This is a genomic window from Dyadobacter sp. 676 (assembly GCF_040448675.1).
Lineage (GTDB): Bacteria > Bacteroidota > Bacteroidia > Cytophagales > Spirosomataceae > Dyadobacter.
This window is the reverse complement of the sequence record NZ_CP159289.1, coordinates 879,712-894,461: the sequence shown is the minus strand read 5'-3', so window position 1 is coordinate 894,461 and position 14,750 is coordinate 879,712. Positions and strand designations below refer to the sequence as shown.

The window sequence follows — 14,750 nt, the reverse complement described above, 5'->3', positions numbered from 1 at the left end:
ACGCTTTGTAAAATTACAAATTCCGATATGCCCAAGATTATCGTTGCGATCGACGGTTATTCGAGTTGCGGTAAATCCACGACTGCGAAACTGGTTGCCAAGCAATTGAATTACCCTTACATCGACACCGGTGCGATGTACAGGGCTGTTACGCTGTATTTTATTCAAAATCATATAAGTCTTACCAACCCGAAGGAGATAGAAAGCGCGTTGTCCAAAGTGCATATATCCTTTCGCCGCCATCCCGAACTCGGGCGCAACGATACTTACCTGAACGGTTTGAATGTAGAGGACGAGATCCGGAAAATGTATGTTTCCGAAAAGGTGAGCGAAGTGAGTGCCATCGCCGAAGTGCGGCATGCATTGGTGGCGCAGCAACAGCGGATGGGCAAAACGAAAGGCATTGTAATGGACGGTCGCGACATTGGTACCGTCGTTTTTCCGCAGGCCGAGCTCAAAATTTTCATGACTGCCGATCCGCTGATCCGGGCGCACCGCCGCCAGCTCGAACTGATGGAAAAGGGCGAAATCGTGGACCTGGCCGACATTCTTGAAAACCTCAAAATGCGCGACCATATCGATACGCATCGCGCTGAAAGCCCTCTGGTACAGGCGGAGGATGCTATTTATATCGACAATTCTTTCATGACTCTCGACGAGCAAGTCGAGCTGGTGGTGCGCCTCGCCGACGAGCAGATCGGGTTATCACTCAGACGTCGTGCTGCCGACAAAGCCTGATATGCAGCAGTTAGACTACGATTATCTCATTATCGGGCAGGGAATAGCCGGTACCTCCGTGGCCTGGCATTTGCACGACTCCGGAAAAAGTTTCCGGATCGTCGGCGACTCTTCCATGCCTTCGTCATCGCATGTGGCGGCCGGCATCTTCAACCCGCTGACGGGCAAAAAACTCGTGAAAACGTGGATGGCCGATGATCTCTTTCCCTATGCCCGGACATTCTATGGAAATCTGGAAGAAAAGCTGGGTCGTAAATTAATGCATCTCCTGCCGATTTACCGGCCCTTCCGTTCTATCGAGGAGCAAAATACCTATCTTGCCCAAACGGCCGATCCCGGAATAAGTCGTTATATCGCGACTACGCCCGACCCGGGGACGGAAATGCCTTACCTTAATGCGGATTTCGGGGGGCTGGAAGTGGTACAGTCGGGATGGATCGATTTGCCGGCATTGCTGGACGCAAGTCGGGCATATTTTCAGGAACGGAATTTATACGTTGAGGCCACCTTCCGCGCGGCCGACCTTTTGCGGACGGAGGAGGAAGTAGTGTGGCAGGGCAAACGGTTCGGAGCCGTCATTTTTTGCCAGGGTTTTTTCGCACTGGAAAACAGTTGGTTCAACTGGCTGCCGTTTACCCCGGTAAAAGGACAAATTCTCGAAATTGCTACGGACGCGCGACTGAAACCGTATATCATTAACCAGGGGATATTCGCATTGCCGGTGGCTGAAAACAGGATGAAAGTAGGAGCAACCTACTCGTGGGACCCGCTGGATTGGGAGGTCGCCGGAGGGGCGACGCAGGAGCTGGAATCGAAATTGCAGGGATTGCTGAGTACCGGTTACACATTAACAGGCGCCCGGGCGGGCATACGTCCGTCGGTGCGCGACCGTCGTCCGCTGATCGGCATTCATCCCGAATTTTCTAACGTGTCTATTTTCAACGGGTTAGGTACCAAGGGCGTAACGCTCGCGCCTTTTTTTGCGAAAGAGTTTTGTAACCACCTGATTTACGGGAAAGAATTGAACCCGCTAGTGAATATAAAAAGGTATTTTTCGTTATATTTCCGTTGACGTCAGCCTAAGCAATATGAGCAGAAGATATATTTACACATTAACCTTTTCGATCGGTCTTTTAGCGGTTTTAGGATTATTCACAGAATCAATAGCACAGCGCTATCCCTCACAGGAGACGTTCGGGAAAAACCGGGTCCAGTACAAGAAATTCAACTGGAAGATATTCCGGACCACCAACTTCGAGATATACCACTATCAGGGCGGGACTTCACTCGCCAGGCTGACGGCGCAATATGCGGAAAGCGAATTCGATAAAATCACCGATATTCTCGGCTGGACGCCCTATAACCGGGTCAAAATATTCCTGTACAATTCGCCTTCGGAGCTCGAACAAAGCAATATGGGGCTTTCGGTGCTGGATAACCTCAGCGACCAGAAACTGAACCTCTCGCAATCACGCGTGGAGGTGGCGTACACGGGCGATCAGATCGGTTTTCGTAAAAAACTCGTCAGGGACATCAGCCTTCTGTTTGTGTATGACATGCTTTACGGCGGTAACATGAAAGAGGCATTGCAAAGCTCGTTGCTCCTTACACTGCCCGAGTGGTTCATGACCGGAACGGCCGCTTACATTGCCGAAGGCTGGTCGCCGGAACTGAACGATTATATGCGGGATTTCTTCAAAAACCGCAACGTACGCAAACCGACGCTTATGACGGGCGACGACGCTACGTTGATCGGCCATTCGATCTGGAACTATATCGCAGAGCGTTACGGAAAGGACAAAATTTCCGACATTCTCAACCTCACCCGCATTATCCGCACCGAGCAAACCAGCATTACCAGCACGCTGGGGGTACAATCCTACAACCGCTTCCTGCGCGACTGGCGGGCCTATTACCTGAACCAGACCAAGAACGCGGAGCAATTCTATACCGACCCGAACCCGACCTGGAAATACAAGCTCAACGAGTTCAATGTCACCGACGCCAGCGCGGTGATCAAAATTTCGCCGGACAAAAAATATGTTGCCGTCAGCGAGATTAAAAACGGTCGTTACAGGGTGTATTTGTTTGACAGTGAAAGCGGTTCAAAAAAGGTGATCCGCCAGGGTAAGCTCGATATCATCGGGGGGGCGGATGAAAACGCAGCCACCGCTTTTGGGCTGGTCGAGAAACAATGAGCTGACGATTCTGGCCAACGAAAACGATAAGAAGAACCTGTACCGGTACGAAAATGTAGGTACGAAGAAGATGAAGGTCAAAACGAAGCGGAATATCCGTGGGCTTGACCAGATAGTGGATATGGACGTGTCGCATGACGGTTCGATGCTCGCCGTAAGTGCGGATAAGGCGGGGCAGAACGACCTGTTCCTGATCAGCGTTGCCCGGGCCTCGGCATTGCCATTGACCAACGACCTTTATGACGACCTTTCGCCGAGATTCGTTCAAGGCTCTTCGCGACGCGTGGTATTCTCTTCCAACCGACCCGTGGATTCGCTCGGCCGGGGAGATAAGGGCAACTTCAAGTCGATTGCGCCTTCTTACACGCTGTTTGAACACGACGGCGCCCCGAGATCGGAGAATATCGTGACACTGGTTGAAACAGAAGGCAAAACGAAAGTAACGCCGGTTTACGCGGACGAGAACGATATTATCTACCTGTCGAACGACAAAGGTGTCAACAACCTCTATAAATACAACCGGGCGTCGAAAACCAATGCGCAACTGACCAACTACATTCAGAATATCCGCAATGCGGACGTAAACCTGAAAGCGGCGGGCGGGGCATTGGCCTATACCTACCTGAATGACGGCTATTATACCGCGGCTTTCAAAAATGGTTTCGACCTGAACGCAACCGTTAATCCGCCGGCGCTGAACGTAGCGAGTGCCGGCAATACCGGTGCGGCCAATCCCGCGGTGAAAGTGGATTCCGTGGCCAAGGCGGCTCAAACTGAACAGACTTCGAAGCTGGCCCTTAAAGAAGGTGAGGTGGATACCGATAACTACGAGTTCGACGAGGATGTCCTGAAGTCGTTCGAATCGAGACGTAATCGTGGCACGTTCCCGACGACTCCGGGGATTGCCTCCCGCACAAAGGCGGTTCGTGAAAACATCGCGATCAAAGGGCCTTACAATTACAAAGGCCTATTCATTACCAACGACGCGAGCTCCGACTGGCGGATCGATCCTATCCGGGGATTTGGTTATGCCCAATCCATTTCAATGAACGACCTGCTCGAAAACCACGTCATCAAGGCCGGACTTTTTATCTCTTCCAATTTCAGAAACAGCGATTTGTTCGCGGAATACAACAACAATACCTATCGCGTCGACTTCGGGCTGCGCGTAGACAGAAAGACGCTTTACAACGACTCCGAAGGGCTGATCCAGAAATATCGTTTCAACCAGCTCATGTTTACAGCTTCATATCCCTTCTCGACGACCAGCCGTTTCTCGGTATCACCGATGTTTACGTCGACCAGGATGATCGATGTATTGCTTTCGAACCCCGATCTCGCATCCAACTACGGCGGCGTCCGGACGGAATTCGTATTCGACAATACCCGCGTGAACGGCATGAATATGATGGAAGGAACGCGTTTCAAGCTGCGGTACGATGCTTATCAGGGATTGAGTAATGGAAATGAAAGCTTCAACCGCGTAAGCCTCGATTTCCGTCATTACCAGAAAATCCACCGCGACCTGATCCTCGCCGTACGTGCGGCGGCCAGCCACTCCGGCGGGAAGGCCCCGAAGCAAAATATTCTGGGTGGTATGGAAAACTGGCTCGGTAACCGCAAAGAAACCCGTACCGGTGACAATCCGCTGAACTTCCAGCGCGATAACCGCGACATTTTCTTCGCGGATTTTGCCACTAATCTCCGCGGTTTCAAACTCAACCGGCTGTCGGGAACAAGTTATATGTTGCTGAATGCGGAATTGCGGATTCCGCTGGTAAAATACCTTTACCGCGGCGCAATCACATCGAGCTTCCTCCGGAATTTCCAGATCGTCGGATTTGGCGATATAGGTACGGCATGGACGGGCAAAGGGCCTTTCAGCGAAAACAATAGCCTCAATACCCAGATCATCGGGGACGAAAACGAGCCATTCCGCGCCACGGTTACCAACTATAAAAACCCTTACCTGATAGGCTACGGGGCCGGCGTGCGGACGACTGTATTCGGGTTCTACGCCAAATTTGATTATGCCTGGGGCGTCGACAACGGCTATACCAACAAGCCAATCCCTTACGTAACACTGGGTTACGATTTTTGATCAAACCGGGCAGTATAAAAGCATCATCCGAGAGTTATAAAGATGGCAAGAGATTGAACTCTCCTGCCATTTTTGTTTACAATAACCCAATTTCAGTGACCTATGTTTTTAAGAAACACACATTACCTTTTTAAGAGAATTTCGCTTGGAGGCGCATTGCTCATGGGCTGCCTCGGCAATGCAACGGCGCAGCGGGAAGTGCTGTACGAACAATACGTCCAGAACCCGATGGCGATTAACCCGGGATTCACTGGCGTACGCGAGGACTTCAATATGACCGCCATTTTTCGCAGGAAGTGGTTCAATATCCCCAATTCGCCCACGAGCCAGAGCTTTGCCGCCGACGGGACCGTCGCAAACGGCAAGTTTGGAATCGGTTTCCAGGCATTGAACGATCAGACGAGCTATTTCACGACGACCGGGTTCATAGGTTCTTTCGCGTTTCACCTCGGCTTGTCCGATACCTGGAAACTGGGTCTCGGTGCGCAGGGAGGCATTAATGTCCTGCCGGTTTCGGACGGGACTTTTGTGAGCAACAATCGTGCGCTGGGCAGCTTTGGCCTCGGTGCGTGGCTGCGCTCGGAGCAATGGTACGTTGGGGTTTCGAAGCCGGAGTTGCTGTCGCAGAAGTTCGGCGATCAGCTGGTTGGGACGCTTTACCGCCGGCCATTGTACATAACTGCGGGCGGCAGCCACGATCTGAGCGACGGCGTCATGATGTTGCCGCATATTTTGTTCATCCAGGAAAAAGACCATAAGCTCAGGTTCGATTTTGGTTCGCGGTTCTGGTTCAGGGAGAAAGTGGGCCTGGGGGGCGTCTTACCGTGTAGGCGGTGGTTACAGTTCCGTATCGGCTAATGTGGATTATTTACAGCTCACCGCCGAAGTTCAGGTGGGAAGGAACGTCCGTCTGGGGTATTTTTACAGCACGCGACAAGCGGAGCAGATTTATGCAAGTTACTCAGGTCCAAAGGGGATTCACGAGCTCATGCTCAAATTTATTCCGAATCCCAAAGGCTTTCAGAAATTCTGATGCCGGGAACCGCTCCAAATCGTGTTTTTGGTTAAGTTAAAAGGATATTTTTATTCGTAATCTTTACATAAGTCTCGTACCTTTGTGCCGTAAATGAAATACTCACTTTTGTGATGGATAAATACACTTATATAGCAAATTCCGACGCCGCTTATATCGAAGAATTGTACAATTCCTATAAGCAAGATGCAGCTTCCGTGGACGAAGGCTGGCAAAAGTTTTTTGAAGGTTATGATTTTTATCAAAAATACCCTGTTGCCGGCAACGGACACGCCAATGGCTCGGCTAACGGCAAGGAAGCTGCGGTAGCGGGAAAAACGGACGCTACGCGTATCCGCAAGGAGATGGAGGTAGTGCATTTGATCCGTGGATACAGGTCGAGGGGGGCACCTTCTGGCGACTACGAACCCGATCCAGAAAAGGAAAGACCGTCGCCCGCAATTGGACATTGCTGATTTTAATCTGGGACCCGAAGACCTCGATACCGTTTTTGAAGCCGGTGTTGAGGTCTTTGACCGTCCGGCCACCCTGCGCGAGATCGTGGACGCTTTGAAGACGATCTATGCCAGAAATATCGGTTTCGAATATCTTTACATACGCGACCGTGAGCAGAAAAGCTGGTTGCGCAAAAAAATCGAGAAAGAAGCATTGACGATGTCTTTCTCGATCGACGAGAAAAAACATATTCTTTCCAAACTGAACGAGGCGGTTGTTTTCGAGAACTTCCTGCACACCAAATACCTCGGCCAGAAGCGCTTCTCGCTCGAAGGCGGCGAAACGACCATCCCCGCGCTCGACGCGATGATCAACAAAGCCGCCGAAATGGGCGTGGTGGAAGTGATGATCGGTATGGCCCACCGCGGCCGCCTGAACGTACTGGCGAACATCATGCAGAAAACCTACGGACAAATTTTCAATGAGTTCGAAGGTAACCTGCCCGACCAGGTGTGGGGTGACGGCGACGTGAAATACCACATGGGCTTTGCGAGCCAGATCACCACCAAAGACGGTAACAAAGTGCATCTGAAACTCGCCCCTAACCCATCGCACCTCGAAGCGGTGAACCCGGTGGTGGAAGGTTATGTCCGCGCCCGCGCCGATGGCATGTACGACAGCGACTACGATCGCGTACTGCCGGTATTGATCCACGGTGACGCCGCGGTGGCAGGCCAGGGGATCGTTTATGAGGTAACACAGATGTCGGCACTGAATGGCTATTACACCGGTGGCACCATCCATTTCGTGATCAATAACCAGGTAGGCTTTACAACCGACTTTACCGACGCGCGCTCCGCTATTTATTGTACCGATATTGCCAAGATCGTAGACGCCCCTGTGCTGCACGTGAATGGCGACGATCCGGAAGCGGTTGTATTCTGTATGCGCCTCGCGGTGGAATACCGTCAGAAATTCAACAAGGATATTTTCATCGATATGGTTTGCTACCGCCGTCACGGACATAACGAGGCGGACGAACCGAAGTTTACCCAGCCGGTACTTTACAAATCGATCGAAAACCATCAGAATCCCCGTGAAATCTACCAGAAAACATTGGCGGACCGGGGCGATGTGGACGCGCAGCTTGCCGCAAGCATGGACAAGGAGTTCAAACAGTTGCTGCAAGAGCGCCTCGACATGGTGAAACAGAAGGCATTGCCTTACACGATGCCGAAGCTCGAACAGGAATGGCACAGTCTGCGTAAATCGAAACCGGAGGATTTCGATAAATCGCCGGAAACCGGCGTACCGCTGGAAGTCCTCGAAAAAATCGGCAAGGCGCTGATCAAGACCCCGGAGAATTTTAACCGGTTAAAACAGATCGACAAACTGCTCAAAGATCGTGAGCAGATGATATTCGATAAGAAAGAGGTAAACTGGGCTACTGCCGAGTTGCTCGCCTACGGATCGATCCTCGTGGAGGGTAATATCGTCCGTCTTAGCGGGCAGGACGTACAACGCGGTACATTCTCGCACCGCCACGCGGTATTGCGGGATGTTGAAACCAATGCGCCTTACAACAGCTTGCAGCACATTCAGGAAGGGCAGGGCCAATTCATGATCTATAACTCGCTGCTTTCCGAGTACGGGGTACTGGGTTTTGAATTCGGTTACTCGATGGCCAACCCGAATGCACTGGTGATCTGGGAAGCACAGTTCGGTGATTTTGCCAACGGTGCGCAGGTAACTATCGACCAGTTTGTGACTTCCAGCGAAACCAAATGGGACCGTTGGACAGGTTTGGTAATGCTGTTGCCGCACGGCTACGAGGGACAGGGCCCCGAGCATTCGAATGCGCGTCCGGAGCGCTATTTGCAGCTTTCGGCCAACTATAACATTATCGTCGCGAATGTGACAACGCCTGCGAACTTCTTCCATTTGCTGCGTCGGCAGTTGAAGTTCCCGTTCCGGAAGCCGTTGATCGTCATGTCGCCCAAATCGATGCTGCGTCACCCGCTTTGCGTTTCGTCGTTGGATAGCCTTGTGAGCGGCTCGTTCCAGGAGACGATCGGCGATACTTACGCGGATCCGAAGAAAGTGAAGAAAGTGTTGCTTTGTACCGGCAAGTTGTATTACGAACTATATGAAAAACAGCAAGCCGACAAACGCGACGACGTGGCGATTATCCGTCTGGAACAAATGCACCCGTTCCCGCAGGCGCAGATCGACGCGCACCTGAGCCAGTACGAAAACGCAAGTGTTTATTGGGTACAGGAAGAACCTTTCAATATGGGTGGGTGGACCTTCATGCTGCGCATGTACAAGGGAGCGAAGCCATTGCAGGTAATCGCCCGCGAACCAAGTGCGTCGCCTTCGACCGGCTTCTCGAAAATCCATACCAATGAGCAGGCCGAGATCATCAACAGAGCTTTTGAATGATTGTTCCTATAATTTTTGACTTAATTCGATAACAAGATTGCACATAAAATGGCTGAAATTGAAATAAAAGTACCGCCCGTTGGCGAGTCGATTACCGAGGTTACGATAGGAAACTGGTTCAAAAATGATGGGGATTTCGTGAAGATGGACGAGGTGATCTGCGGGCTGGATTCGGACAAGGCGACATTTGAACTCACGGCGGAAGCAGAAGGTATATTGCATATTAAAGCACAGGAAGGCGATACGTTGAATATCGGCGATCTGATAGCGACCATCGAAGCGGCTAACGGCGCTGCTCCGAAAGAAACGGCTCCGGCGGCTGCGGCCCCTGCCGCTTCGCCAGCTCCGGCAGCCGAACCTGCGAAAGCGGAAGCCCCTGCTCCGGCAGCGGCCCCTGCTGCAACCGGCCAGGTTTATGAAATGAAAGTTCCTGCGGTGGGAGAATCTATCAGCGAGGTAACCATCGCTTCTTGGAGCAAAAAGGACGGTGATTATGTAGCTGTGGACGAAATCCTGTGTGAACTGGAATCCGATAAAGCAACATTCGAGCTTCCGGCGGAAGCTGCGGGGATATTGAAAATTGTAGGAAAAGAAGGAGACACGCTGCCGATCGGTGCGGTGATCTGCACCATTGCGCAAACTGCCGGAGCTCCTGCCGCTGCACCTGCTGCTCCGCAAGCCGGCGTCCCTGCGGCAGCCGCCCCCGCCGAGAAAGCTTACAGCGAGAAGCATGCTTCGCCCGTTGCTGCAAAAATACTCGCCGAAAAGGGAATCGATCCGAAGGATGTGAATGGCTCCGGCTCAGGTGGCAAAATAATGAAAGACGACGCGTTGAAAGCGGAAAAACCGGCTGCACAACCTGCTGCTGCTCCGGCGAAATCTGCGGCTCCGGCCGCCGCACCGGTGGGCGGGCGCGCATCCCGTCGCGAGAAAATGTCGTCGCTGCGTAAAACCATCGCACGTCGTCTGGTCGCGGTTAAAAATGAAACGGCTATGCTCACCACTTTCAACGAAGTGGATATGAAGCCGATCATGGATCTTCGCGCAAAATTCAAGGATAAATTCAAAGAAAAACACGAAGTAGGGCTGGGTTTCATGTCGTTCTTCGTGAAAGCGGTAACCGTTGCGTTGAAAGACTTCCCGGTTATCAATGCCTATATCGATGGCGAAGAGCTGGTTTACAACGATTTTGCCGATATTTCGGTGGCAGTTTCTACACCTCGCGGATTAGTAGTGCCCGTGATCCGCAATGCGGAGAACCTCTCGTTTGCGGGAATCGAGAAGGAAATCGTTCGTCTGGCCGTTCGTGCGCGTGACGGCAAACTGGGACTCGACGAAATGTCTGGCGGTACCTTCACGATCACCAACGGCGGTATTTTCGGCTCGATGCTTTCGACCCCGATCATTAATGCACCGCAATCGGCGATCCTCGGTATGCATAATATCGTGGAGCGTGCGGTAGTGGTTGACGGCCAGATCGTCGTGCGCCCGATTATGTATGTGGCGCTGTCGTATGATCACCGTATCATCGACGGAAAGGACTCGGTAAGCTTCCTTGTTCGCGTGAAGCAATTGCTCGAAGATCCGACCCGTTTGCTATTGGATATCTAATATTATCATTTCGGAAATAAGTAACAGAACAGGCCCGGATTTCCGGGCCTGTTCTGTTGTTGCAGGCTATTGCAGTTTCCTATTCTGCTTGTGACGGTCCTTATCGCGTTCCGTTTTCTTGGCCAGGTTCTTTTCGAATGCTTCGGTAAGGTTAATGCCGGTTTGATTGGCGAGGCAGATCAGTACCCAAAGTACGTCGGCCATTTCATCGCCGAGATCCTTGCCCAAATCCGATTTCTTGAACGACTGGTCTCCGTACGTGCGGGCCATGATGCGGGCGAGCTCACCAACTTCCTCAGTAAGGATTGCCATGTTGGTCAGTTCGGAGAAATATCTGACACCATAAGTTTTGATCCATTGATCGACCTGTTCCTGTGCTTCCTGGATGGACATTTTAATTTTGAATGATTGAATGATTGAATGATTGAATGGGACTCATATTCTGTTTTTTGAATCGATTACGATCGTAACGGGGCCGTCGTTGAGAAGGGAAACCTTCATATCTGCGCCAAATTCGCCTGTTTGAACGGGTTTGCCTAGTTCGTCGGCCAGGAAACTGATCATTTTTTCATAGAGCGGGATGGCAATATCCGGCTTTGCAGCTTCGATGAACGATGGGCGGTTACCTTTTTTTGTACTCGCATGTAGTGTAAATTGGCTGATTAGCAGGATGTCGCCATCGACTGCTCCGAGGTCCAGGTTCATTTTGCCTTCCTCGTCATTGAATACCCGTAGCCCGACGATCTTCTTTCCCAGCCATTCAATATCGTCTTGTGTATCCGAATGGGTAATGCCGAGCAACACCATAAATCCCGTCTTGATTTCTCCCTTTACTTTTCCCTCAATGGTTACCGAAGCGCTGCTCACGCGCTGGATTACTGCGATCATATATTCATGTATTGGTTATTCGAATCGGGCAAAAATACTGCGCAATCTGCTAAGATGCCTTGAATAGCGAGTGAAAGCCGTTAGTTCAACGAATGTGACCGGTCGTATTTTTGTGGAGTCGGCACCATTATTAAGGACTTACATAACTTAATATGAGTTTTGGCACTCCCGCCGCGTGCACCCATTCGGAAAAAATGTGAATTACGAAGCATTTCTCATATCGAAATTGTTATAGTTTTATGAAAATCTTGAAGATTATGAAAAGCATACTCACAGAAACAGAGACTTCCAATAAATCACTGGGTACCTACAATCCGGAACTCGATAAATACGAGAATACCGTTATATTCCCCGAAAGGTGGCCAAAGCAAGAGAGATGCTAAAAAATATGCCCCTTCCCCCCGAGCTTCAAAATCGACAGGTCAAGAAGTAGTTCCTTTTCGATTAAATCCATTCATGACATCCGAACGCATTTCTGTTTTTGACATTTTCAAGATAGGCATTGGCCCATCGAGTTCCCACACGCTTGGCCCCTGGCGAGCTGCCCAGCAATTTCTCGGCGCTGTGAAACAGAGAGGCTTGCTGAATATCGTCGAAAAAGTGACGGTACATCTCTATGGCTCGCTGGCAAAAACCGGCAAGGGGCATGGGACCGATATTGCCGTAATCCTGGGTTTGAGTGGTTATGATCCTGTAACGATCGAGACGAGTTCGATCGACCGTATCCTGGCCGATATAGCGGCACGTGAGACGATCCGCCTGCATGGCGAAATGCAAATTCATTTCAATCCAAAAGCAGATGTGGTATTTCACAAAACGGAGTCGCTTCCGTTTCATCCGAACGGAGTGGCTTTCACGGCTGTTTGTTCGGACGGGCAGCTGGTGGAAGAAACTTACTATTCCATAGGCGGCGGGTTTGTGATCCAGGAGGGCAGGGAGGCAACCGCTAGTTCCGGGCCTTCGGTAATTCCGTATCCTGTGGATCGCGCCTCCGATTTGCTGAAGTGGCATCGTATTACCGGCAAGGCGATCTGGGAACTGGTATTGGAGAACGAGCGTGTGTGGCGTGATGATGTGACTATCCGCAAGGATTTGCTCAATATCTGGCATGTTATGCAGGAAAGTATTTTCCTCGGCTGCCAGCATAAAGGCGTGCTGCCGGGAGGGCTGAATGTGCAGCGAAGAGCCGCCGAGCTGAACCGGAAACTGTTGAAAGGGCAGGCTTGCACGGGTAGTGACGAATGGGTGCAACTCATCCGAAGTGGTGGTGCAGGTTTTAATTATACGCTCGATTGGGTCAGTTGCTTCGCATTAGCCGTAAATGAACAGAATGCTTCTTACAGCCGCGTGGTTACTGCGCCTACCAACGGTGCCGCTGGCGTAATACCGGCAGTATTGCAATTTCATGTAACATTCTGCGGCGGTACCGAAGAAGACATTTTCCGGTTCCTGCTCACGGCGGGCGAAATCGGAAGCATTTTCAAGAAGGGTGCGACGATTTCAGCCGCGATGGGAGGCTGTCAGGCCGAAATCGGCGTTTCTTCTGCGATGGCGGCTGCAGGGCTCGCGCAGGTTTCGGGCGGGTCGGTCGAGCAATGCCTGATGGCGGCGGAAATCGCGATGGAGCACCACCTAGGGCTGACTTGCGATCCGGTGGCCGGGCTGGTCCAAATTCCTTGCATCGAACGTAACACAATGGGGGCGATCAAGGCAATCACCGCTTCCCAGCTCGCATTGCAAAGTAACCCGGAGAATGCGAAAGTTTCACTCGATAATGTGGTCAAAACCATGTGGCAGACCGCCCTGGATATGAACAATCGCTACAAGGAAACCTCCGAGGGCGGGCTGGCCGTCAATATCCCGATCAGTTTGAGTGAATGCTGACGCTGCCCCGCGTCATAGTTTGAGCAGCAAATGAGCGAGCCCGAAGTACACGCCGTAGCCAATCAGGTCGTTGGCGGTCGTAATAAAAGGCCCCGAGGCCACGGCGGGGTTAATACCGATCTTTTCCAGTAAAATGGGGGTAAGCGTACCCATAAAGGACGCCAAGAAAACAACGGACATCAATGCGGTCGAAACGACGAGTGCGAGCTGCATTTCATTGCCGATCAGCATGTTGAACCCGAATACAATGGCGCTGATGATCAAGCCATTGATAAATGCTACCGCAAACATTCTGATCAGCCTTTGTCCCAATGTCGTGTCGAGACCGGTTTTGTCGGCCAGGCCCTGCAAAATGATGGACGACGTCTGAATGCCCACGTTCCCGCCTGTGGAGCCGATAATCGGGATAAATGCGGCCATTGCAGGGATGATTTTCAGATCGCCCTCAAAAAAGCTGATAAACTTCGCTGCCAGAATCCCTCCCATCATGCCCACCAACAGCCACGGCAAGCGGGCGCGGGTTTGTTGCCAGATACTATCGTCTTCCTCCACATCCCCCGTGATACCGGCCATAGCGAGTGTATCGGAACTGGCCTGATCGGTGATTACGTCCACAATATCGTCGATCGTAATGCGGCCCAGCAGTTTGCCCTGGACATTTACGACAGGCAGGGCATCGAGGTCGTAGCGGCGCATCAGCTCGGCAACTTCTTCGGCCGGGCGGTAGGTTTCCACAAAAATGACGTCCTTGTCGTACAGGCTTTCGATTTTGGAGTTTTTATGGGCCAGAACGATCTTTTTCAGCGAAAGTATGCCCAGCAGCTTGCCAAAGTCGTCGACCACGTACACAGCATACACTTTTTCGACGTCTTCCGCCTGCTGGCGTAGCTCCTCGATACACTGGTTTACATTCCAGTTCACGTTAGCTTTTACCAACTCTTTCTGCATCAGACCGCCGGCGACATCCTCGTCGTAATGCAGCAAATCGAGGATAAAGCGGGCCTGTTCGCGGTCTTCCAGCAATGCGATCACCTCCTCCCGTACGCGAATGGGCTGCTCGTTGAGCAAGTCAACCGCGTCGTCGGAATCGAAAAGGTTTACGAACTTCGAAATTTCCTCCGAGGTGAAAGCCTTCAAAAATTCCCGGCGCTCCCCACGGTCCATATCGGCCAGGATAGCCGCACCGGTTTCCAGGTTCAACTGACTGATGAGGAACTTGGCACTTTCCGTTTCCAGTTCGTAAAGCAAGCTGGTAATGTCTGCCGGAAAGAGGTTCTCCATTTCCGATCGGATAGCCGCGGAGTCCTCTTTTTCAATCAGTTCCTGGATATGGTCTACGTATAGCTGGGTTAATTCGAACGTCATCGTAAATGAGCTTTTAGCGATTGGCGAAATGCTTTTAGCTTACTTAATATACTGT

11 protein-coding genes and 1 pseudogene are annotated in these 14,750 nt (G+C 51.4%); 9 read left to right on the top strand and 3 right to left on the bottom strand.

The window, feature by feature from the left end; translation table 11 throughout:
- The first annotated feature begins 27 nt into the window (after nucleotides 1–27).
- The 8 genes and pseudogenes from cmk (at nucleotide 28) to odhB (ending at nucleotide 10,558) form a co-directional block, all read left to right on the top strand.
- Entirely contained in the window at nucleotides 28–738 is a 711-nt protein-coding gene (cmk, locus tag ABV298_RS04130; protein ID WP_353720923.1) for a (d)CMP kinase, read from the top strand.
- A gap of 1 nt (nucleotide 739) precedes the next feature.
- On the top strand, nucleotides 740–1,810 hold the full coding sequence (locus ABV298_RS04125; protein WP_353720922.1) for an FAD-binding oxidoreductase: 1,071 nt from the start codon (nucleotides 740–742) through the stop codon (nucleotides 1,808–1,810).
- A 16-nt stretch (nucleotides 1,811–1,826) separates the two neighbouring features.
- Nucleotides 1,827–2,936 carry a hypothetical protein gene (locus ABV298_RS04120; protein WP_353720921.1) on the top strand — a complete coding sequence of 370 codons (1,110 nt, stop codon included), beginning with the start codon at nucleotides 1,827–1,829 and terminating at the stop codon, nucleotides 2,934–2,936.
- Nucleotides 2,893–5,037 carry a hypothetical protein gene (locus ABV298_RS04115; protein WP_353720920.1) on the top strand — a complete coding sequence of 715 codons (2,145 nt, stop codon included), beginning with the start codon at nucleotides 2,893–2,895 and terminating at the stop codon, nucleotides 5,035–5,037. Before ABV298_RS04120 ends, ABV298_RS04115 begins: the two co-directional genes overlap by 44 nt.
- Before the next feature lie 102 nt (nucleotides 5,038–5,139).
- On the top strand, nucleotides 5,140–5,895 hold the full coding sequence (locus ABV298_RS04110) for a PorP/SprF family type IX secretion system membrane protein (protein WP_353720919.1): 756 nt from the start codon (nucleotides 5,140–5,142) through the stop codon (nucleotides 5,893–5,895).
- Between the two features lies 1 nt (nucleotide 5,896).
- Complete coding sequence (locus tag ABV298_RS04105; protein WP_353720918.1) at nucleotides 5,897–6,070, top strand: hypothetical protein; 174 nt, start codon at nucleotides 5,897–5,899, stop codon at nucleotides 6,068–6,070.
- A 113-nt stretch (nucleotides 6,071–6,183) separates the two neighbouring features.
- A pseudogene (locus ABV298_RS04100) lies at nucleotides 6,184–8,947 on the top strand (2-oxoglutarate dehydrogenase E1 component).
- A 48-nt stretch (nucleotides 8,948–8,995) separates the two neighbouring features.
- A complete protein-coding gene (gene odhB, locus ABV298_RS04095) occupies nucleotides 8,996–10,558 on the top strand; it encodes a 2-oxoglutarate dehydrogenase complex dihydrolipoyllysine-residue succinyltransferase (protein WP_353720917.1) in 1,563 nt (520 codons plus the stop codon).
- Nucleotides 10,559–10,624: 66 nt separating this feature from the next.
- On the opposite strand, the gene ABV298_RS04090 is transcribed toward odhB, so the two are convergent.
- Entirely contained in the window at nucleotides 10,625–10,951 is a 327-nt protein-coding gene (locus tag ABV298_RS04090; RefSeq protein ID WP_353720916.1) for a nucleotide pyrophosphohydrolase, read from the bottom strand.
- Nucleotides 10,952–10,993: 42 nt separating this feature from the next.
- Nucleotides 10,994–11,446 (bottom strand): D-aminoacyl-tRNA deacylase, encoded by a 453-nt coding sequence (dtd, locus tag ABV298_RS04085; protein ID WP_353720915.1) that lies wholly within the window; start codon nucleotides 11,444–11,446, stop codon nucleotides 10,994–10,996.
- Nucleotides 11,447–11,902: 456 nt separating this feature from the next.
- Between dtd and ABV298_RS04080 the strand changes: the two genes are divergently transcribed.
- On the top strand, nucleotides 11,903–13,330 hold the full coding sequence (locus ABV298_RS04080; RefSeq protein ID WP_353720914.1) for an L-serine ammonia-lyase: 1,428 nt from the start codon (nucleotides 11,903–11,905) through the stop codon (nucleotides 13,328–13,330).
- Between the two features lie 12 nt (nucleotides 13,331–13,342).
- Here the strand turns inward: ABV298_RS04080 and mgtE are convergent, their stop codons facing one another.
- Nucleotides 13,343–14,695: a magnesium transporter gene (gene mgtE / locus ABV298_RS04075; protein ID WP_353720913.1), complete on the bottom strand. Its 1,353-nt coding sequence runs from the start codon at nucleotides 14,693–14,695 to the stop codon at nucleotides 13,343–13,345.
- Nucleotides 14,696–14,750: the final 55 nt, after the last annotated feature.

Excerpts from the sequence above, each read along its gene's own strand:
- cmk (WP_353720923.1), top strand. The coding sequence starts at position 28 with ATGCCCAAGATTATCGTTGCGATCGACGGTTATTCGAGTTGCGGTAAA.
- ABV298_RS04125 (WP_353720922.1), top strand. The coding sequence starts at position 740 with ATGCAGCAGTTAGACTACGATTATCTCATTATCGGGCAGGGAATAGCC.
- ABV298_RS04120 (WP_353720921.1), top strand. The coding sequence starts at position 1,827 with ATGAGCAGAAGATATATTTACACATTAACCTTTTCGATCGGTCTTTTA.
- ABV298_RS04115 (WP_353720920.1), top strand. The coding sequence starts at position 2,893 with ATGAAAACGCAGCCACCGCTTTTGGGCTGGTCGAGAAACAATGAGCTG.
- ABV298_RS04110 (WP_353720919.1), top strand. The coding sequence starts at position 5,140 with ATGTTTTTAAGAAACACACATTACCTTTTTAAGAGAATTTCGCTTGGA.
- odhB (WP_353720917.1), top strand. The coding sequence starts at position 8,996 with ATGGCTGAAATTGAAATAAAAGTACCGCCCGTTGGCGAGTCGATTACC.
- ABV298_RS04090 (WP_353720916.1), bottom strand. The coding sequence starts at position 10,951 with ATGTCCATCCAGGAAGCACAGGAACAGGTCGATCAATGGATCAAAACT.
- dtd (WP_353720915.1), bottom strand. The coding sequence starts at position 11,446 with ATGATCGCAGTAATCCAGCGCGTGAGCAGCGCTTCGGTAACCATTGAG.
- ABV298_RS04080 (WP_353720914.1), top strand. The coding sequence starts at position 11,903 with ATGACATCCGAACGCATTTCTGTTTTTGACATTTTCAAGATAGGCATT.
- mgtE (WP_353720913.1), bottom strand. The coding sequence starts at position 14,695 with ATGACGTTCGAATTAACCCAGCTATACGTAGACCATATCCAGGAACTG.